This is a genomic window from Streptomyces nitrosporeus (assembly GCF_008704555.1).
Taxonomy (GTDB): Bacteria; Actinomycetota; Actinomycetes; order Streptomycetales; family Streptomycetaceae; genus Streptomyces; species Streptomyces nitrosporeus.
Genome location: NZ_CP023702.1, coordinates 7,321,229 through 7,341,167 on the forward strand (window position 1 = coordinate 7,321,229; position 19,939 = coordinate 7,341,167).

The 19,939-nt window shown below is 71.9% G+C and carries 17 protein-coding genes and 1 pseudogene; 11 read left to right on the forward strand and 7 right to left on the reverse strand.

Going from position 1 to position 19,939, the window contains the following annotated elements:
- Nucleotides 1–146: 146 nt before the first annotated feature.
- The gene (locus CP967_RS32605) at nt 147–1,280 is read right to left on the reverse strand and encodes an aminoglycoside phosphotransferase family protein (protein WP_150491417.1); all 1,134 of its coding nucleotides are present in this window, start codon (nt 1,278–1,280) and stop codon (nt 147–149) included.
- Between the two features lie 233 nt (nt 1,281–1,513).
- On the opposite strand from CP967_RS32605, the gene CP967_RS32610 reads away from it, so the two are divergent.
- A complete protein-coding gene (locus CP967_RS32610; protein ID WP_150491418.1) occupies nt 1,514–3,013 on the forward strand; it encodes a DNA-binding protein NsdB in 1,500 nt (499 codons plus the stop codon).
- 80 nt (nt 3,014–3,093) lie between these two features.
- On the opposite strand, the gene CP967_RS32615 is transcribed toward CP967_RS32610, so the two are convergent.
- Nucleotides 3,094–4,530 carry a SpoIIE family protein phosphatase gene (locus CP967_RS32615; RefSeq protein WP_150491419.1) on the reverse strand — a complete coding sequence of 479 codons (1,437 nt, stop codon included), beginning with the start codon at nt 4,528–4,530 and terminating at the stop codon, nt 3,094–3,096.
- Between the two features lie 388 nt (nt 4,531–4,918).
- On the opposite strand from CP967_RS32615, the gene rpmG reads away from it, so the two are divergent.
- Nucleotides 4,919–5,083, forward strand: coding sequence for a 50S ribosomal protein L33 (gene rpmG, locus CP967_RS32620; protein ID WP_150491420.1), 165 nt, complete (start codon nt 4,919–4,921; stop codon nt 5,081–5,083).
- A gap of 191 nt (nt 5,084–5,274) precedes the next feature.
- Here the strand turns inward: rpmG and CP967_RS32625 are convergent, their stop codons facing one another.
- Together CP967_RS32625 and CP967_RS32630 are read right to left on the reverse strand one after the other, a co-directional pair.
- Entirely contained in the window at nt 5,275–5,775 is a 501-nt protein-coding gene (locus CP967_RS32625) for a tetratricopeptide repeat protein (protein ID WP_150491421.1), read from the reverse strand.
- Between the two features lie 286 nt (nt 5,776–6,061).
- Nucleotides 6,062–7,780 (reverse strand): glycoside hydrolase family 6 protein, encoded by a 1,719-nt coding sequence (locus tag CP967_RS32630; protein ID WP_150492157.1) that lies wholly within the window; start codon nt 7,778–7,780, stop codon nt 6,062–6,064.
- 1,086 nt (nt 7,781–8,866) lie between these two features.
- Here CP967_RS32630 and CP967_RS32635 point away from each other — a divergent pair.
- The 6 genes and pseudogenes from CP967_RS32635 to CP967_RS32655 all read left to right on the forward strand — a co-directional run bounded on the left by CP967_RS32635 (nt 8,867) and on the right by CP967_RS32655 (nt 15,128).
- Entirely contained in the window at nt 8,867–11,704 is a 2,838-nt protein-coding gene (locus tag CP967_RS32635; protein ID WP_229888451.1) for a glycoside hydrolase family 48 protein, read from the forward strand.
- 133 nt (nt 11,705–11,837) lie between these two features.
- The gene (locus CP967_RS32640) at nt 11,838–12,353 is read left to right on the forward strand and encodes a DinB family protein (protein WP_150491423.1); all 516 of its coding nucleotides are present in this window, start codon (nt 11,838–11,840) and stop codon (nt 12,351–12,353) included.
- A gap of 123 nt (nt 12,354–12,476) precedes the next feature.
- Nucleotides 12,477–12,942 (forward strand): annotated as a pseudogene (locus CP967_RS34970) (hypothetical protein); the annotation flags it as partial.
- Between the two features lie 155 nt (nt 12,943–13,097).
- A complete protein-coding gene (locus CP967_RS32645) occupies nt 13,098–14,105 on the forward strand; it encodes an alpha/beta fold hydrolase (RefSeq protein WP_150491424.1) in 1,008 nt (335 codons plus the stop codon).
- A gap of 71 nt (nt 14,106–14,176) precedes the next feature.
- Nucleotides 14,177–14,686, forward strand: coding sequence for a mycothiol transferase (locus CP967_RS32650; RefSeq protein ID WP_150491425.1), 510 nt, complete (start codon nt 14,177–14,179; stop codon nt 14,684–14,686).
- A 130-nt stretch (nt 14,687–14,816) separates the two neighbouring features.
- Nucleotides 14,817–15,128, forward strand: coding sequence for a hypothetical protein (locus CP967_RS32655; protein ID WP_150491426.1), 312 nt, complete (start codon nt 14,817–14,819; stop codon nt 15,126–15,128).
- Between the two features lie 82 nt (nt 15,129–15,210).
- On the opposite strand, the gene CP967_RS32660 is transcribed toward CP967_RS32655, so the two are convergent.
- Both CP967_RS32660 and CP967_RS32665 read right to left on the reverse strand, forming a co-directional pair.
- Nucleotides 15,211–15,612, reverse strand: coding sequence for a protein-tyrosine phosphatase family protein (locus CP967_RS32660; RefSeq protein ID WP_208838910.1), 402 nt, complete (start codon nt 15,610–15,612; stop codon nt 15,211–15,213).
- Nucleotides 15,613–15,776: 164 nt separating this feature from the next.
- Nucleotides 15,777–16,028: a DUF6296 family protein gene (locus CP967_RS32665; RefSeq protein ID WP_150491428.1), complete on the reverse strand. Its 252-nt coding sequence runs from the start codon at nt 16,026–16,028 to the stop codon at nt 15,777–15,779.
- A 278-nt stretch (nt 16,029–16,306) separates the two neighbouring features.
- Here CP967_RS32665 and CP967_RS32670 point away from each other — a divergent pair, with 278 nt between their 5' ends.
- A complete protein-coding gene (locus CP967_RS32670; RefSeq protein ID WP_150491429.1) occupies nt 16,307–16,540 on the forward strand; it encodes a DUF5133 domain-containing protein in 234 nt (77 codons plus the stop codon).
- Nucleotides 16,541–16,794: 254 nt separating this feature from the next.
- A complete protein-coding gene (locus tag CP967_RS32675; RefSeq protein ID WP_150491430.1) occupies nt 16,795–17,619 on the forward strand; it encodes a PepSY domain-containing protein in 825 nt (274 codons plus the stop codon).
- 101 nt (nt 17,620–17,720) lie between these two features.
- On the opposite strand, the gene CP967_RS32680 is transcribed toward CP967_RS32675, so the two are convergent.
- Nucleotides 17,721–18,215 (reverse strand): GNAT family N-acetyltransferase, encoded by a 495-nt coding sequence (locus CP967_RS32680; RefSeq protein WP_150491431.1) that lies wholly within the window; start codon nt 18,213–18,215, stop codon nt 17,721–17,723.
- A gap of 353 nt (nt 18,216–18,568) precedes the next feature.
- Between CP967_RS32680 and CP967_RS32685 the strand changes: the two genes are divergently transcribed.
- Nucleotides 18,569–19,699 (forward strand): hypothetical protein, encoded by a 1,131-nt coding sequence (locus CP967_RS32685; RefSeq protein WP_150491432.1) that lies wholly within the window; start codon nt 18,569–18,571, stop codon nt 19,697–19,699.
- Nucleotides 19,700–19,939 lie beyond the last annotated feature (240 nt).

Here is a 19,939-nt window from a genome sequence, read left to right on the forward strand (position 1 = left end):
GATCCGGCCTGCGCGCGGACGGAAGGCATGGCTCCGCCCCCCCCCGCCGGCGCCGCGGCGAGGGGGCGGGAGCGTGAGAACGCACTGTCGCGTGCTGCGGGACCCGGTGTGTCGGCACCGGTCCCGCAGCACGCGTCCCCCGTGCGTCAGCGGGTCCCTACTGCGGCGCGCACCGCCCGGCGTGCCATCGCGCAGTCGTCGTGCAGCCTGCGGAGCAGCCGCCGCTGCTCCTCGCTCGAAGTGAGGGCACCCGGCCGCACGGGACCGGCGGGTGCCGGTACCCCGTCCCGCATGGCCCGCTGCACCGCGGTCTCGTACGTGCGGATCTCCCGGGTGAGCACCAGCATGAGATTGACCAGGAAGGCGTCGCGGGCGGCGGGCCCCCTCCTCTGTGCCAGCTTGCTGATGTCACGGCGCGCCGAGGGAGCGTCCCCGAGCACCGTCCACAAGGTCGCCAGGTCGTAACCCGGCAGGTACCAGCCCGCGTGTTCCCAGTCGACCAGCACGGGGCCGGTGGGCGGCACCAGGATGTTGGAGAGCAGGGCGTCGCCGTGACAGAACTGGCCCATCCCCTGGCGCCCGCCCGCGTGCGCGAGGCCGTGGAGCAGCTTCTGCAGGTCTCCCAGGTCCCGGTCGGTGAACAGGCCCAGCTCGTGGTACCGGGCGATACGCGAGGCGTAGTCCAGCGGCGCGTCGAACAGGCCGGCCGGAGGCCGCCATTCGTTGAGCCGGCTGACCGCGTCGAGGACCGCGCGGAGATCGGCACGCGGCGGCGCCTCGGCCGGGTGCCTCGTCAGTGCCGCGACCCGGCCGGGCATCCGCTCGATCACCAGGGTGCAGTTCTCCGGATCGGCTGCGATGAGCCGGGGGACCCGCACCGGCGGGCGGTGCCGCACGAAGGCGCGGTATGCAGCTATTTCGTGCCGGAACCGTTCGGTCCAGGCGGGGGAGTGGTCCAGTAAGCACTTCGCCACGGCGGTCGCCCGGCCCGTGGTCCCCACGATGAGCACCGAGCGGCCGCTGCGCCGCAGCACCTGGACCGGATTGAACTCCGGACAGACCCGGTGCACCGAGGCGATGGCCATCCTCAGCTGCGCGCCCTGAGGACCCGAGAGGTCGAGCCGCCCGCTGAGCGGTTGGGTGCCCTGCCCCGCGGCCCGCCGGGTCCGACCCGTGCCGGACACCGGTGACACGGCGCGGGGGTCGAGATACGGCCCGCCCGCCCCCATGGGACGAAGCGGCCGGGGCGGGGCGGACACGGAGGACGATGCTGTGTACATGGGGGGAGACAGATCCCTTCGCGCGCCGACAGGTTGCGTACGCCACCCCGCCGGGCGGCCGTTCGGCACCCTGGGGAGTACCGAGGGCTGCCGGGCGGGGTGGCGCTTTCCTACTTGACACCGGGACACGGGTAGCGGACCACCGAGCGTGCCCTGGCGAAAGCCTGGCGAATTCGCATCGCGCATCTGACAGGGGGTTAGTGTCAAGTCAGCCGAGAACCTGGGGGCTTGACGTGACCGGAGAACCCAACACCCGCCTCAACACCCGTCTGTCCGACCTGTTCGGTCTGGCCGGCTGGTCCAAGGGGGAACTCGCGAGAATGGTGAACCGGAAGGCGGCGGCCATGGGCCACCCCCAGCTGGCGACCGACACCTCGCGGGTCAGGCGCTGGATCGACATGGGGGAGCGCCCCCGCGACCCCGTGCCCGAGGTGCTGGCGGCTCTGTTCACCGAGCGGCTCGGCCGTGTCGTGACCATCGAGGACCTCGGGTTCGGACGACGCGGGCGTGCGGGGAAGCGGCGGGAGCGCGGGACGGAGAAACATCCCGACGGAATGCCGTGGGCGCCCGAGCGGACGGCGGCGGTCCTCACCGAATTCACGGGAATGGACCTCATGCTCAACCGACGCGGCTTGGTGGGCGCGGGCGCAGCGCTCACCGCGGGATCAGCCATCACCGGCGCCATGCACGACTGGCTGCACACCGCTCCGGCGGCGCGCGGCCCCCGACCCGACGACCCCCTGGCCGTGGAGAACGCCGGCTTCGACCTGTACGAGGCCGCGCCCGTCGGCTCCGAGGAGATCGAGGCGCTGGAGCGCTCGGTGGAGGTGTTCCGGGCCTGGGACGCCTCCCGGGGCGGCGGTCTTCAGCGCAAGGCGGTGGTCGGCCAGCTCAACGAGGTGGGCGGCATGCTCGCCTACCGCCACCCCGACCACCTGCAGCGCCGGCTGTGGGGCGTGGCCGCCAACCTCGCGGTACTGGCGGGCTGGATGTCCCACGACGTCGGCCTCGAACCGACCGCGCAGAAGTACTTCGTCATCGCCGCCCACGCGGCGCGCGAGGGCGGCGACCGGCCGCGCGCCGGCGAGGCGCTGTCCCGTGCGGCCCGCCAGATGGTCCATCTGGGCCGTCCCGACGAAGCCCTGGACCTGATGAAGCTCGCCAAGTCCGGCTCCGGCGACTCGACCCTGCCGCGTACCCGCGCCATGCTGCACACCATCGAGGCGTGGGCGCAGGCGTCGTTGGGCCGCGGCCAGGCCATGCGGCGTACGCTCGGCGAGGCCGAGGAGCTCTTCGTCTCGGACAAGGGCGACGTGCCGTCCCCCAGCTGGATGCAGATGTTCGACGAGGCGGACCTGCACGGGATGCAGGCCCTCGCCTTCCGGACACTGGCCGAGCACGACCCGTCCGTGGCGACCACCGCGCAGCGGCACGCCAAGCAGGCACTCGATCTGCGGATGAACGGCCGCCAGCGGTCGAAGATCTTCGACTACATCTCGCTCGCGTCGGCCTGCTTCATCGCGAACGACCCGGAGCAGGCGGACCGCTACGCACGTCTGGCCCTGGTGTCGATGGGGGAGACCTCCTCGCACCGCACCTGGGACCGGCTGCGCGAGATGTACCGGCTGACCGGCCAGTTCGCCGGATACGCCAAGATCGAGGATCTGCGAGAGGAGATCGAGCACTCCTTGCCCCGCCCCGCGCCGAAGCCGTCACCGGGCACCCGGATCTGAGCGCCCCGGGATGAACCGCCCGTTTCGCTCCCCGCGGTACGCGCTGCGGCGAGAGCAGCACCGCACCCCGCGGCAACCCCTCACGTCCCGACGCGGGCCACCAGTACGCACGCGGCATCCGGACGCCCGCTTGCTCCGAACTCCTCGACGACCGCCCGGACGCACTCCTGCGCCGTTCCGGCCCGAGCGAACCGCGGGGCCAGGCCCAGCAGTCCCTCCGGGCCGCGCGCCCCGTCACCGCGACACGTCAGTCCGTCGGTGTGCAGGACGAGTACGTCCCCGGGCAGCAGGGCCTCCTGGTCCTGCTCGTAGGCGACCCCGGACGCGGCACCGAGCAGCACCCCGTCAGGGGCCGGCAGCGGGCGTCCCACGCCGTCGCGGAACAGTAACGGCGGAGGGTGTCCCGCCTGAGCCCAGGTGAGGAGGCCGGTCGCCGGGTCGAAGAAGCAGTAGAGGGCGCTGCCCAGCACGGGCCGGGCCGAGCACTCGATCAGCTGGTTGAGATGGTTCAGTACGGCACCGGGCTCGACGCCGGCCATCGCCATCCCGCGCAGCGCCCCGAGCAGCATGGCCATGGACGAGGCCGCCGCGATGCCGTGGCCGGTCAGGTCCCCGACGGTCAGGAGGGTCCGGCCGTCAGGCGTCCGCAGGGCGTCGTACCAGGCACCGCCGATCAGATCGGGGGCGTCGGCGGGGAGCCGGTGCGCGGCCACGTCCAGGCCGCCGGGGCCCGGCGGGGGGAGCGGCAGCGCACCGTGCCAGGCGGGCAGCACGGCCTCGTGCAGCTCCGCCGCCGCACGGTGCTCGGCCCGCGCCCGGCGCTCCTGGCTGCCCAGTGAGGCCCGGGTCCGCTCCACCCTGTGCTGGCTCCGCCGGAGCCGGCTCACATCGCGCAGGACCGCCCACATGGAGGCGGTACAGCCGTCGGCGTCGAGGACGGGTTCGCCTATGACGTGCAGGGTCCGCATCCCCCCGTCGGGGAGCAGCACCCGGATCTCGCCGTCCATGGGCCTGCCGTCGACCAGGCACCCCGTGACCATCGAGGTCAGCAGCGGCTGGTCCTCCGCGAGGACCACGGACGGCAGTTCGTCCAGGGAGAGGGCCCCGGCCTCCGGGGTCCTGCCGAAGATCTCGTACAACTCCTCGGACCAGCTGACCTCGTCCGTGAGCAGGTTCCACTCCGCGCAGCCGGTCCGGCTCAGGAGCGATCCGCCGTCGGTGCCGCCGTGCGGGGAGCCGTCCGCCTGCCGTTCCCCGGCGCCGTGGTCGGGCTGCGCGGGGACGCCGTCCCTGAGCTGGCCGAGCTGTGCGCCGAGGTCGTCGAGCTGGTTCACGGCGAGTTCGCACAGTGCGTGCCGCCAGCGCAGCCGGGGGTCGTCCTCGTCCAGCACGGAGGTGCCCTGCCGTACCGCCGCCACATCCCCGCGCAGCCGCCGGGTGCGGCTGATCAGCGCGTCGACCGCGCTCCGCTCGGGCTGCTGCGGGGTGGGGCGGTCCGCGGACAGATGGGACGGCATCTCGACTCCGATACAGGCACGGCACGGCCGGTTCGTGGGGTGGACCGGACACGACTGTTGCACAGCCCGGGGGTGCCCGTAAGGGGTTTGGCAACACTCGACCCGTTCTTGCTTCTGGCATATGCCTTCGGCGAGGTGGGGCCTATGGTCCGCCGAACACCCTTGCCCCCGTCGAGGAGTTGACGCAAGTCGACCGGCGCGAGTCGTCGGCCGCGCGCCCGCGCGCACGGCCTCTGCACGGCGCTCCCGGCCGGGAGCAGGGCATATGAGGGGCGCGGGGAGGGGGTGCGGGAATGCCGGCGGGTGGAGGGGTGTTGTGGCAGGCGTAATGAAAACGACATCCGTTCCCGATGAAAAGACGGGACCGGGTTTCCGTCCGGAGGTATTCATGGCACGCAGTGACACCAGGCCCGTCGTACTCCTGCGGTCGACCGCGGGCACCGGCCACACCTACGCGACGCGCAAGAACCGCCGCACCAGCCCCGACCGTCTGGAACTGCGCAAGTTCGACCCGGTCGAGGGGCGCCACGTGCTGTTCCGCGAGACGCGCTGACCCCCGCCCGGGGCCGTGGGCGGGTACGAACCCGCAGGCAGCCGTGGTGTGGATCACAGGGAGGCCCGCCCGTTCCCGGGAACGTCCAGGGGTGGTTTATCGTTCATCTATACGTGGGGCGGGCGGCGCGTATGCCGTTCCACCCACCCGTGAGCCGCCCCGGCTGGATTCCCCCGATCCGGCCGGGGCTTTCACATGGTCCGGTCCAGATCCCGCGCGTAGTACTCGATCGCCGACCGGTACGCCTTGACGCTGGGGCTGCCGCTCGTCCCGGCGACCACGTGCAGCAGGATGCGCATCGCCTCGTGGTGATCGCCGGTGTTGAAGAGCGCCATGGACAGGAAGGTCCGCAGCGCGTCGTTGTCCGGGAATTCCGACACGCCCCGCCTCAGGGTCTCGGCTGCCTGGCCGAACCTGCCGAGCACCCGGTACGTGCTGCCGAGGCCGAGCAGCGCCCCCTGGCGCTCCTCGTCGCTCAGCCCGTCCCCCTGCAGGCTCCGCTCGTAGTAGGCGACCGCTTCGGCCTCCAGGCCGAGGACGTCGTGGACCCACGCCGTCTGGTAGGCCACATCGGCCGCTTCCGGGAACCGTGCCGTGAGGGAGAGCAGGCGCTCCCTGGCCTCCTCGGGCCGGCCCTCTTCGCGCAGCCGTACGGCGTGCGCGAGCAGTTCGTCCTTGCTCTGAGCGCTCATGGGGCCATCGTCGCACCCCGCCTCCCCGCCCCCGCACCCCGCCTCCGCGCCGTCCGTCCGCGCGGCCTCCGCCCGGCTCTCACGCCGCCCTCGCGGTGGCCCCGTGGGGACGAGGAAGGGCGCGCCCGCGGCGACTCCACGCGGACGCGCCCTTGTCAGGGGGTGAAGCTGTGGCCGTCGGTCCGGTTCCGGCGGGGAAGCGATGGAACCGGACCGACACCGTGCCGGTGTCCCTCCCGGCTGGTTCCGCCCCGTCGTGCCGGAGCGGAACCAGCCGGTCGCGGCACTAGAGCGCCGGGTGGGCGTTCTTCATGAGCTCCTGGAACTGGGCGGAGAACCACTTGCCCGAGACCGGGGCGTCGGGCAGCGCCCCGGACGGGTTGTTGTTGTTGCGTGCGTTACCGCCGTAGGTCGGGTCGCACATCCGGTCGAATCCCTTGCCCTCGTCGTTCGGGATCTCCTTGCTGGATCCGTCCGACTCCCCCGGGGGCTTCATCCAGACGTACGCGTCGATCCCGGCTTCGGGTGCGGCCTGCGGCCGTTCGCCGAGACCGGCTCCCGACTGGTTGCACCAGTTGCCCAGGTGGATACGGCGGTCGTAGCGCCCGCCGTCCACGTAGGTGTCGACGCTGGTGCCGGCACCCGGGCCGGACGGCCGGTTCGCGCCGCCCCAGCCGTTGCGCGAGGTGTCGATGAGCATGCCGATGTCGGACTTGAAGCCCACCGAGACCAGCTTGTTGCGGAACGCCTGGGCGAAGGACAGCTCGTCCGTGTAGCGGTTCCAGTCGACCCACTTGGACTGGCGCACGGAGGTCCCGTTCACGGAGTCGTTGATCGAGAAGTTCTCCTCCTTCAGCGCGCTGTAGTTGGCCGTGTTGGTGATGAAGCCGTGGACGTCGCTGACGGTCGCGCCCTCGGCGGTCGCGGCCTGGTGGAAGACGTCGGCGGAGGCGCCGAAGTTGTCGTCCCAGCCGATCCAGCCGTGGTGCCCGGCGTCGATGTAGTTGTAGACGTTGGGCGCGTCGCCCAGCTTGTTGAGCGCGTAGCCGACGCCCTTGACGTAGTTGCCGTTGGCCTTCATGACGTCGCAGTTGGGCGTCGCGGTGGGCCGGCTGCCGGCGTTGGTGACCAGGTTGGGCAGCGAGTCGATCTCCACCGTGGTGACGATGCGCAGATCCGCGTACTTCTCGTCGGAGAGGATCGCCGCGATCGGGTCGATGTACTCCGTCTTGTAGCGGCCGATCTCGGTCGGGCCGAGCTCACCGTTGGAGGCGAGAGCCGCGCAGTCACGTCCGGGCAGGTTGTAGATGACGAGCTGGACGACGAGCTCGCCGTCACCCTTCTGCTGCAGGGCCTCGTCGAGGTGGTCGCGCAGGCCCATGCCGCCGTTGGCGCCCTCGATCGCGGCGATGCGGTCCAGCCACACACCGGTCGGCTGGTCGGCGATGCGGTCGCCGCCCGGCTCGGCCGCGGCGTTCGCCGACCACTCCGGGTTGACGTAGACCTTGGCGTTCGCGTACGGGTTGTCGACCTTCTCACCGGTCGGCGGGTCGGTCGGGTCCGGCGGGTCGGTGGGGCCGGGGGTGTCACCGTTACAGGTGACGCCGTTCAGCTTGAACGTCGCGGGCACGGTGCTGTTGCCGTTGCCGGTGGCGTTGAAGCCGAAGGTGGCGGATCCGCCGGTGGACAGGGAGGCGTTGTAGCCGGCGTCCTTGGCGGTGACGGCGGAGCCGCTCTGGGTGATGGTGGAGTTCCAGCCCTGGCTCACCTTCTCACCGTTGGCGAAGGCCCACTCCAGGGTCCAGCCGTTGACCGCGGCACCGTTGTTGGTGACGCTCACGGAGGCGGTCAGCCCGCCGTTCCACTGGTTCTGGATCTTGTAGTCGACGGTGCAGCCGGCCGCGGCTGCGGCGGAGGACCCGAAGGGCACCGCCGCGGCGGCGGAGCCCGCCGCGGCGGCGACGAGTGCGCCGGCGGCTATGAGTGCTGCTCTGGACCTGCGCATGGTGGTACGGCTCGTGCGGCTCATACGAATTCCGTTTCCTCAACTGTCATGGGCGCGCTGTGGACGCGCACCCGTTTCCGTACGGGTGGGGATACCGTCGTTCTCGCTGTCCGGGGACGGACCTGTGGAGCAGTCCCTGTGTTCCGGGACCGTTCCGGACAGGTAGGTCCGTGGGCGGGTGGGGACGCCGAACTCGTCGGGGGACGAGGGGACTTCGGCGGAACCCGGGCCACGGAGGTCCGGCGGCGTTCATTCGCACGGACGTGGTGGGGGTGCCGGGCCGGCGGCGGCACGACAGTGCCCGGGCGGCTGTCGCCGCTGTGCCGGCGGTTCCGGTTTCTCATGGTGACGGTCTGGCCCGCGTGGTGCGGGTCCGTGATGTGTCCAGGCCTGCGGGGACTCCTCTTCCGGGGATACGGACGGATGTGGGCGTGCCGGACCGTGTGAACGGCCGGGTCTGACCGGGCCCGGTCAGGGACCCGTGGTGCGGGCGTGCCGCCGTGCGCGGATACGCCGGACGAAGGTTCCACCGCCGCCCCCACCGCTCCGGGACACCGGACCGCCGGTGCGCGCCGCGGCGTCCCGCGGGTGCGTGGCGGAGGTGGAACCGGAAGCTGTCGCCCCGGGACCGCGAACGCCGGCGGCCGGGGCGGGCACTGCTCCGGGGAGCAGCTGGTGCAGGTGCGATACGTGCGGGGGATGTCGCATGAGCGACTCCTTACAGGTCCGGCGTGCCCCCTACGGCACGTCGTCCGGTGGAACCGCTCCCACTGGTGTGGCTTGACCGTAGAGCGTCAAGTCTCGTCGGTCAACACACCCGTTCCGAACTCTTGTTGTCGAAGATATTCGACTCTTCAAGTCTCTTGACTCTCTTTTTCCTCGTCCCCATCCTGGGAGCGCTCCCACTGGTTCAAGGCTTGTTATCAGCCCCCGCACACCCCCATGTCGCCGAGCCGCGAGGAGGTACCGCGCATGCCATCAGGTAGCGCACGAAGAACCCGGTTACCGGGAAGACCCGGCAGAACCGGAGCCGGACGCAGACGGCTGTGGACAGCATTCGTGGCGGCGTTCGCCCTCCCCCTGGGGATGACCGCCGTAGCGGGTGCCCCGGCCCAGGCCGCCGCGTTGCAGTGCAGCGTCGACTACAAGACCAGTGACTGGGGTTCGGGATTCACCGCCGAGCTCTCGCTCACCAACCGCGGCTCCGCCGCGATCAACGGCTGGACCGTGACGTACGACTACACGGGCAACCAGCAGCTCACCAACGGCTGGAGCGGCGTCTGGTCGCAGGCCGGCAAGACCGTCACCGTGAAGAACGCGGCCTGGAACGGCACCGTCGCAGCCGGTGCGGCCGTTTCGACGGGGGCTCAGTTCACCTACAGCGGTACCAACGCCGCGCCGACCGGATTCGCCGTCAACGGCACCGTCTGCGCGGGGGCCCACCAGCCGCCGATCGCGGTCCTGACCTCTCCTAAAGCCGGTTCCGTCTTCACGTCCGGCGATCCGGTGCCGCTGGCGGCGACCGCGGCGGCCGCCGACGGCGCCACGATCAGCAAGGTCGAGTTCTACGACGACACGACCCTGCTCGGCACCGACACCACCTCCCCCTACACCTACCAGGCGACGGGACTGAAGGCCGGCAGCCACTCCGTGTACGCCAGGGCCTACGACAGCCTCGGCGCCTCCGCGGAGTCACCGCCCTCCGGCATCACCGTCGTCTCCGGTCCGGCGGTCGTCGCCACCCCGGCCCAGCTCGGCGTCCAGCAGGGCAAGACGGGGACGTTCGACGTGTCGCTGTCCACGGCGCCCTCCTCGAACGTCACCGTCACGGTCGCCCGGTCCGCCGGCAACACCGGACTGAGCGTCACCGGCGGGGCTAGCCTCACCTTCACCCCCTCCAACTGGTCCACCGCCCAGAAGGTGACGATCGCCGCCGACGCCTCGGGCAGCGGCGCGGCGACGTTCACCGTGTCGGCCCCCGGCCACGGCAAGGCCGAGGTCGTCGTGACCCAGCTGGACGCGGCCAAGGAGTACGACGCCCGCTTCCTCGACCTGTACGGGAAGATCACCGACCCGGCGAACGGCTACTTCTCACCGGAGGGCATCCCCTACCACTCCGTGGAGACGCTGATCGTCGAGGCCCCCGACCACGGGCACGAGACGACGTCGGAGGCCTACAGCTACCTGATCTGGCTCCAGGCCATGTACGGGAAGCTCACCGGTGACTGGACCAGGTTCAACGGTGCGTGGGACACCATGGAGACGTACATGATCCCCACCCACGCCGATCAGCCCACCAACTCCGCCTACAACGCCTCGAAGCCGGCCACCTACGCGCCCGAGCACGACACCCCGAACGAGTACCCCGCGGTCCTCAACGGATCCGCGTCCTCCGGCGCCGACCCGATCGCGGCCGAGCTGAAGAGCGCCTACGGCACCGACGACGTCTACGGCATGCACTGGATTCAGGACGTCGACAACGTCTACGGATACGGCAACACGCCCGGGAAGTGCTCGGCCGGTCCCACCGAGACCGGACCGTCCTACATCAACACCTTCCAGCGCGGCCCGCAGGAGTCGGTCTGGGAGACCGTCACCCACCCGACCTGCGACAACTTCAGCTACGGCGGCGACAACGGCTACCTCGACCTGTTCACCGGGGACGCCTCCTACGCCAAGCAGTGGAAGTTCACCAACGCCCCCGACGCCGACGCGCGCGCCGTCCAGGCCGCGTACTGGGCGGACGTCTGGGCCGAGGAGCAGGGCAAGGAGGACGAGGTCGCCGAGACCGTCGGCAAGGCGGCGAAGATGGGCGACTACCTCCGCTACTCCATGTTCGACAAGTACTTCAAGAAGGTCGGCAACTGCGTCGGCCCGACCGCCTGCCCGGCGGGCACCGGCAAGGACAGCGCGCACTACCTGATGTCCTGGTACTACGCCTGGGGCGGAGCCACCGACACCTCGGCCGCCTGGTCGTGGAGGATCGGCTCCAGCCACGCCCACGGCGGATACCAGAACCCGATGGCGGCCTACGCCCTCAGCTCGGTCGCCGACCTCAAGCCCAAGTCGGCCACCGGACAGCAGGACTGGGCCAAGAGCCTGGACCGCCAGCTGGACTTCTACCAGTGGCTCCAGTCCGACGAAGGCGCCATCGCGGGCGGCGCGACCAACAGCTGGCAGGGCCGCTACGCCCAGCCGCCGGCCGGTACGCCGACCTTCTACGGCATGTACTACGACGAGAAGCCCGTCTACCACGACCCGCCGTCCAACCAGTGGTTCGGCTTCCAGGCGTGGTCCATGGAGCGCGTCGCGGAGTACTACCACGAGTCGGGCGACGCCCAGGCCAAGGCCGTACTGGACAAGTGGGTCGACTGGGCCCTGTCCGAGACGACCGTCAACCCGGACGGCACCTACCTCATGCCGTCGACCCTCCGGTGGTCCGGGGCGCCGGACACCTGGAACGCGTCGTCCCCGGGCGACAACGCCGGACTCCATGTCACGGTCGCCGACTACACCAACGACGTCGGTGTCGCCGGCGCGTACGCCAGGACCCTGACGTACTACGCGGCCAAGTCCGGTGACGCGGAGGCCAAGGCCACGGCCGAGGCGCTGCTCGACGGTATGTGGGAGCACTACCAGGACGACTTCGGCATCGCGGTGCCCGAGACGCGCGCCGACTACAACCGGTTCGACGACCCGGTGTATGTGCCCAACGGCTGGACGGGCGTCATGCCCAACGGCGACACCGTGGACAACGACTCGACGTTCCTGTCCATCCGCTCCTTCTACAAGGACGACCCGAACTGGCCCAAGGTGCAGGCATACCTGGACGGCGGCGCCGCCCCGGTCTTCACCTACCACCGGTTCTGGGCGCAGGCCGACATCGCACTGGCTCTGGGGGCGTACGGCGATCTCCTGGAGTGAGTGAACCGTCCGCACCGCGGGTGCCCCGGCCCACCGGCCGGGGCACCCGCTCGGCGTGCGGGCCCTGCCCCGGACCGCGGCCGTGACCGGAACGCCCCTCGCCCGGGACGGAGGGCACAGGCATGATCGGATCATGACCTGGACAGCCCCTGACGTCACCCGCACCACCGGCCCCCTCGCCGGCGGCGAACGCGAAATGCTCGCCGGATACCTCGCCTTCTACCGCGACTCCCTGCTGCTCAAGTGCGCGGGCCTGGACGGCCGGCAGCTCGCCGAAGCGACGGTCCCGCCCTCCAACCTCACCCTCCTCGGCCTCGTACGGCACATGGCCAAGGTCGAACGCTTCTGGTTCCGGCAGTCGTTCGCCGGCCTGGAGGTACCGCCGGTGTACGACCCCGCCCGGGGCAAGGACGCGGACTACGAGGATCTCGACCCCGGCCGGGCGGAGGAGGACTACACCCGCCTCGTCGAGGAGATGCGCCTCGCCGACCGGGCGGTGGCCGGTGCCGGTATGGACGACACGTTCCTGTGGCGGGGTGCGCTCTGCTCACTGCGCATGGTGCACATCCACATGATCGCCGAGTACGCGCGGCACGTCGGCCACGCCGATCTGCTCAGGGAACGCCTGGACGGTGTCACCGGGGCCTGACCGCCCGGGACCGCACGCCGGGGAATCCCACGGCATGGCGCGAACACGCCGCGCACCCGAACGGCTGCCTTTTGTCGTCGGCCGAGTGCTCACGGCGATCGAGGGAACCTCCGAACGAACCGTATCCGTACCGTACATGCCGCCCTGGGTGTGACCGCGGGACTGGTGACCACTCCCGCCGCGAGCGCGGCACCCCCAGCAGGAGCACGGGCTTCTGACGGCCGCCGCCGTCGGGCACGAGCCCGCACCGGAAAGTTCCTCGACGACGCCCGGCTGGGCCCGAGTGGCTGCCCAACCCGGCCGAGGCGCCCGTCGGCCCCCTGCTCAAGGGGTACGAGCGCACCGGCGAGCTGTCCCCTCGGCCTTCCTACGGAAGTACTGGGAAGGCGCCGAGGAGACCGGTACCTGGAAGTACCCGCCGAACGACCGCTTCGCCGAGGCCAACGGCGAGATCGACAAGGGGCCCGTCGAACTGCGCCGCGGCCGGCGCCTGGACCGTTCCGGCTCCGAGTACGGCGGCTACCTGGCGGCGTCTACGAGGTGTCCGCCCGGTACGGGAACGAGGACGCGGCCTGCCGCGCTCTGCTGCGCATGCTCCTGTGACCCGCCCGCCTGCTCACCCGCCCCGGCTCCGGCCGGCCCTGTGGACCCCGGACTTGCCGGAACGGCAACTTCACTTGTCCCGGGCGGGCGGGCGCCGAATGATCGTCACGCAGCCGGACCGAGGAAACCCGAGGAGACCCCATGCCGCAGCCCGCCGCCCCGCCGAGCCCTTCCGTGACCGTCCCCGGAGCGATCGAGCGGCTCGTGGACGTTCCCGGAGGCAGGATCCACCTGATCGAGCAGGGCACCGGCCCGCTCGTCCTCCTCGTCCACGGCTTCCCCGAGACCTCCTACTCCTGGAGGCACCAGCTCCCGGTACTGGCCGAGGCGGGATACCGTGCCGCCGCCGTCGATGTACGCGGCTACGGACGCTCGTTCGCGCCGGCTCCCGTGGAGGCGTACCGGATGACCGCCCTCGTCGCGGACAACGTCGCCGTCCTGCATGCCCTGGGGGAGCGGACGGCGACCGTCGTCGGGCACGACTGGGGGTCGTCCATCGCCGCGAACAGCGCGCTGCTGCGCCCCGACCTCTTCACCGCCGCCGCCTTCCTCAGCGTCCCCTACTCCCCGTGGAGCCCGGTGCGGCCCACCGACGGCTTCGCCCGCATCGGAGGGGACGAGGAGTTCTACGTCAGCTACTTCCAGCAGCCGGGCAGGGCCGAGGCCGAGATCGAGCCCGATGTGCGGGGCTGGCTCGCCGGCTTCTACACCTCGCTCTCGGCCGGCACCATGCCGCCGCCGGACCAGGGCAGCCCCTTCTTCGTGCCGGCCGGGGCGCGGATGCGTGACCGGTTCGCCCGCGGACCTCTGCCGTCCTGGCTCACCGAAGCCGGACTCGACGTGTACAGCGCCGAGTTCGAACGGACCGGTCTGACCGGTGCGCTCAACCGCTACCGCAACGTCGACCGGGACTGGGAGGACCTGGCCGCCTGGAACGGGGCGGTCCTCACCCAGCCCTCCCTCTTCATCGGCGGCGCGCTCGACTCGTCCACCACCTGGCTGGCCGACGCCGTCGCCGCCTACCCCACGACCCTCCCGGGCCTGGTCTCCTCGCACATCCTGGAGGGGTGCGGACACTGGATCCAGCAGGAACGCGCCACGGAGGTCGGAGCCCTGCTGACCGAGTGGCTGCACACCGTGCACGCGTGAGGACGGCCCGGTCCGGGGCCGGGCGCGTGTCGGAGCAGGGGCCCCGTCCGCCCACCGGCCATGGTGGCCGTATGAACAGCGCTGGGATTTTCGCCGACGCTTTCGGGCGCATTCGGGAAGCGGTGCACGAGACGGTCGAGGGCCTTCCGCCCGGTCTGCTCAACGCCCGCCCGGACGACGGGGCCAACTCCGTGGCCTGGCTGGTGTGGCACCTCACCCGGGTCCAGGACGACCACGTCTCGGACGCGGCCGGGACCGAGCAGATCTGGACCTCGCGCGGCTGGTCCTCCCGCTTCGCGCTGCCGCTCCCCGAGGACTCCACCGGCTACGGCCACACCGACGCGCAGGCCGGCTCCGTGCGGGTGGAGTCGGGCGACCTGCTGCTCGGTTACCACGACGCCGTCCACGAGCAGACCCTCGCCTTCGTCCACGGACTCGACGGCCGGGCCCTGGACCGTGTCGTGGACGAGTCCTGGTCGCCGCCCGTGACCCTCGGGGTACGGCTGATCAGCGTGGTCTGCGACGACCTGCAGCACGTCGGCCAGGCGGCCTTCGTCCGGGGCGTGCTGAGCCGCCGTTGAAGCGGGAGCGACCGCGCTGCGCTACGGCAAGCGCACATACGGGCACATATGTGCGAATGGGGAAGGGTGGTGCGATACTCGAACTCAGTCCGCTCGACAGGCTTGTCATCGCCCCGGAAGGGGACGCGCCATGAACTGGGCATCGTGGACCACCTGCGGTGTCTTCGCGGGATCCGGCGGAGTACGCACCGAAGAAGCAGGCGTCGTCAACGGCGACCTGACCGTACACACCACATGGTCGGACGGGCAGGCGGAGGTGGCCGTGCAGTACAGCGGTGCCTCCGACTGGTTCACCATGGCGGGCAGCCCCGTGCCGTGTCCCTCGGAAGAGGCCAGCCGCTCCTTCCACCAGAGAGTGGTCGAGGCGGTACGCACCGGGGGCGGGAGCGCCGTACCCGTGCCGCACGCCGTGGAACGGGACGGAGCGCCCGCCGTGGAGTGAGGCGGAGCGGGTGCGCCACCCCGCGCCCCGTCCCCGCCCGGCGGCCGGTTCCGCCGCCCCGGGGCGATGCCGTGCGCGCCCGTCAGCGCGCCGGCCCGAAGCGCCGTACGAAGCGGCGTTGCCACGGCGTCTCCACGGCCTTGGGGTGGTAGTGCCGCCGCACGTAGGCCACCGCCTCCCCGGCCGGGACCCCGTCGAGTACCGCCAGGCAGGCCAGTGCCGTCCCGGTCCGCCCGCGCCCGCCGCCGCAGGCCACCTCCACACGCTCCGAGGCCGAACGCGTCCACGCCTCCGCCAGCACCTCCCGGGCTGCCGCACGGTCGGAGGGGAGCCGGAAGTCCGGCCAGCGGATCCACCGGGTCTCCCACGCGAGGGGCTCCCCGGGCCTCCCCAGCAGCTGCACCGTGAAGGCGGGAACAGGGCCTTCGGGCAGGGGCCGCCGAAGCCCGCGCCCCCGGACCAGCCGTCCGGAGGGAAGCCGCATCACACCCTCGGCCCCCGCGTCCCATCCGTCACTCACCGCACACCCCTCCTCGTCCCGCGCCCGCGGAGGGTAGCACCCCGGCGGCCGCCGGGGGGCCGTACCGACCCGCGGAATCCGCCCGCCGGTCCCGGCCCTGTGCACGGGCCGGGCCCGGCGGGCGGACCTCAGTCCGCCTGTGGACCGCTTCCAGGAGCCAGCGGGCGGGCCAGCAGCGGCACGCGCGGGGCCTGGTGCCCGCCGCTGGCCAGCATGCGCACCTCACCGCGTTCGCTGATCTCCGCGCGTACGATGCCCGTCTCGTCCTCGTACACCGGGTATCCGCCCGCCCCCGACGCGGAGGTGAGGCGGACGACGACCGCGTCGTCCTCGGCCCCCGCCGTCCGGAATATCAGCTCGTAACTCTCCGGGTAATCCATGTGTGCCTCCCGACCGGGCCGGCCGTGGCCTTCGCCCGTCACCCCATTGTTTCCCATCGGCTCCCGGGGTGCATACGACGCTGACCGGCCGCGTTCATGTCACCCCGGGTGACTGCGGATGCGGATTCGGTGAGGCGGGGCGACCATCAACTGCAAGGGACCGGTCGTGTGCTGTCGTCCGCACCGGCGCCCGTGACGCCAGGCGGACCGCCGGCGCGATCGTCCTTCGCCGGCCGTGACCCCAGGGGCTCCCGGCCGCCCCGCAGAGAGGAACTGCCGTGCTGATGGCCAACCCCGCGACCCTGCGGAAACTCGTCAAGCGCTACGAGGCCCTGCGAACCGCCCACGCACGGCTCGGGACGTCGGAGAGCAGCCGCCATCTCGAGGACGTCTCCTACACGCTGTGCGTCACCACCGGGACGAGGACCGTGCCCGACGCGCTGATCGCGGCGGAGACGCAGCTGCGCGCGGCGCCGCCCGGCTTCCCGGCAGAAGTGGAACTCACCGCCTGACGGTTCGGCGAAGCCCCCTTCGACGGCGTCGGTCCTCCCCCGGGCCGGCGCCGTCCCGTGCGTGAGGGGGCCGCGACGGCGGATCACCGGCTCCCCGGGCCGCGCTCCCGGCGCCGTCGCACCGGTGCCCCGGGGCGGTGCGGAGCGGTGGTGAAGGGCGCGGCGACGGCGAACGGGCGGACCGCACGTACGAACGGGTGATAGGCCCTGCCCGCCCCACATGACTGCCCGGCCCGGCGGCTAGGCATCCGGGCATGAGATTTGAGTCCCCACCCAACAAGTCCGTCTCCCCGCGCACCCGCCGTCTCCGCGTCGTCGGCGCCGCAGCCGGTGCCGTACTCGCCGCCGCCGTGGTGACCGGCTGTGGACAGGACAGCGGTGACACCTCCGCGGCGACGTCGGAAGCCGCGAAGGTCATGCCCAACCAGTCCGCCAGCCCCTCAGGCAGTCCCACCGGCTCGGCGAAGCTGACCGAGGAGCAGAACAAGCGCAAGGAAACGCTCTCCGCCGTCAAGGTCCCCTTCGACAAGGCGGTCACGACCGCCGCCGGCGAGGTGTCCGGCGGCAAGGTGACCGAGATCGAGCTCGAAGGCGTCGACGACAGCTCCGCGAGCGCGAGCCCGAGTGCCGAGGCGTCCGGCAGCCCGAGTCCGACCGGCAGCCCGACCGGCAGCCCCAGTCCGACCGGCAGCCCCACCGGGAGCCCCAGCCCGAGCGGATCCTCGGCGGGCCCCAAGTGGATGGCGCACGTGGCCGAGGAGGACGGCACCGCCCACATCGTGACCATCGACGCGGTGTCGGGCACCGTCCTCGACTCCGCGCCGGACACCGGGCAGAGCGACGCCGACAAGAAGCAGCTGGCCGACCGGCTCGCCAAGGCGAAGCAGACGCCGCAGCAGGCGGCCAAGGCCGCCACGGCCGAGAAGAAGGGCACGGTCACCTCCGTCGACCTCGACGAGAACGACAGCCAGACCCTGGTCTGGAAGGTCGACGTGGTCACCGAGGACTGGAAGAAGACCACCTTCGACGTGGACGCGGCGAACGGCAAGATCACCGGCCAGCAGGTCGACGACGACTGACCCCTGTACCCGACCCTCAGCGGTGGCGGACCGGAACCACGGTCCGCCACCGTTCCGCGTCCCGGCGCGGTGGGCCCGTCCTCCGGCCGCGGCGGACGGGCTCAGCCGTCCTCCGGCCCCAGCCGCCTGGTCCAGGCGAGCCCGGGCCGGCCGCCCGGAAACGCCTTGCCGGCCCGTACGAATCCCGTACGGGCCAGGACCGCGAGCGAACCGTGGTTGTCGAGCGTCGTCACGGCCCTCAGCTCACGCAGCCCGTACCCGGTGTACGCCAGTGAGCAGACGGCCCGCACCGCCGAGGTGGCCAGGCCCCGGCCGGCGGCCCGCTCGGCGATCCGGTACCCGAGCTCCGCCCGGCCGGCGGCCACGTCGACGAGGTTGACCCGGCCCAGGACCGAGCCCGCCGCGTCGGTCAGGACGTGGAAGTGGTGCAGGCCCGCCTCCTGTTCGGCCAGCAGCTCCGCGTGACGCGCGTCGAAGTGCTCGAAATAGGGGTCCCCGCGATCCGGCACCGAAGCCGCGAAGTAGCCGCGGTTCTCTTGCTCGAAGGCGAGCAGGGCCGGCGCGTGGCCGGGACGCAGGCGCTGGAGGAAGGTCACCGGCCCGAAGGTAGCGGACAAGGGGCCGGGCCACCGGCGGATTTTCCGGGGGCGGCCGCTTCGGGACCACGCGCGGGCGCGGCGCGGCGCGGACCCTGCCCGGAGAACAGGGGACTCCGCACCGGAGAACAGGACTCTGTACCGGAGAGCAGGACTCCGTCCGGAGAGCAGGACTCCGGACGGCGGCCCGGGTGCCGCACGGGCCGTTGCGCGGAGCGGTGCCGTGTGGGGCGGCGCGAACCGTGTACGGGGCGGTCCGTGTGCGGTGTGCGCGGGCGAAAATCATTCCATCCGCCTCCGGCCGGGACGCGCAGTGACTTCTGAGTCGCACAAGCGTTGTACATGGCGTGCCCATGCCTTCGCCCGGCGCGCCCACCGCGCCCACCCCCACGAACACCGCTCCGCCGGTCGCGTACCTGCTGACCGAACAGCAGGGAGCCGCCGCACGCACGCTGCTCGCCTATGTGGCCTCCCTGCCGCTCCGTACGGCCGACGCACAGCTCCTCGCCGTGGTCGTCGCCATCCGCGCCGCCCGGACCGGCGTCGGCAACCTCACCGGCCAGGACCTGCGGTCCCTGCGTCTGGGCGACGCGGAGGCAGCGATCGCCGAGATCACCGGTCTGGGGTGGCAGGCACGGGGCGACCTGACCGGCGGGAATCCCGACGTGCCGGTCGGGATCGTCGTGCCCGGCCTCGGGGAAGGCCCCGGTACCGGGCTGCCGTTCGGCAAGGTGATGCGCTCCAGGGTCTCGGGCTGGACCACGCGTACCGTCAACGCGAAGCCGGTCAAGAAGGGGCCGCCCGCCATGAGGCTGGCCGCGCTGTACCTGGCCGCCCACGGAGAGGCGGGCAGGCGCCGGGCCGTCCCCGCCGGTCTGCCGGCGACCTGCCGCGCGATCCTCCCCGACCTGCTGGCCAAGGGCTTCCTGAGCGAACTGGACGGCGACGGCTACGTCCTGGGCGAGGCCGTACGGCACACGGCAGGCGACCGCACGCCTCCGCCCGCCCCGGTACGCCCACCGGACGCCCCCGCCGAGCAGCAGCTGAGCTGGGACGACTGGAAGGCACAGGCGAGTGCCGCGCTGCGCCGGCACGTGGAGAACGTCGAGGGCTGCACCCTGTGCGGACTGTCCACGGAGCGGGTCTCCGAGGCGTTCATGCGCAAGCCGGTCCCCGCACAGTTCGACGACAAGGCGCGTGCCGCGTACGCCCGGTGGCGAGAGGCCGAGCCCGATCCCGGGCCGCGCGCCGCGGAGTTCGCGGCCGCGTTCCGCGCGGAGCACCACCACGGCCCCTCGGTCAGGCAGTTCTGCCAGGGCCTCTACGCGCGCAAGCAGTCGCGGCGTCTGCGGATCCTCATCGTCCGGCAGCTGATCGCCGAAGGGTGGCTGACGAACACGGAGCCCGTCCCGTGGACCCTGCGCCCGGGCAGGGCCGCCCAGCCCGGGGTCCCGGCACCGGCCCGTGCGCGGCGCCCGGGCTGAGGTCCGGACCACCGGGTGTGCCGGAATCCCGGCGCATGGGACTCGGTCAGGAACTCGTCGCCGCGGCCGTCCGGTTGACGGAAGACCGGTGACCGGGAGGGGAACCGGGCGGTGCCGCGGCTGTACGGCTGCGGGACGGCGCGATCCTGACCGGCGTCGGACTGGACAACCTCAACGGCTCCCTGACTCTGTGCCAGGAGACCGGCGCCTTCATCCAGGCGTGCACCCGGAACATCCCCG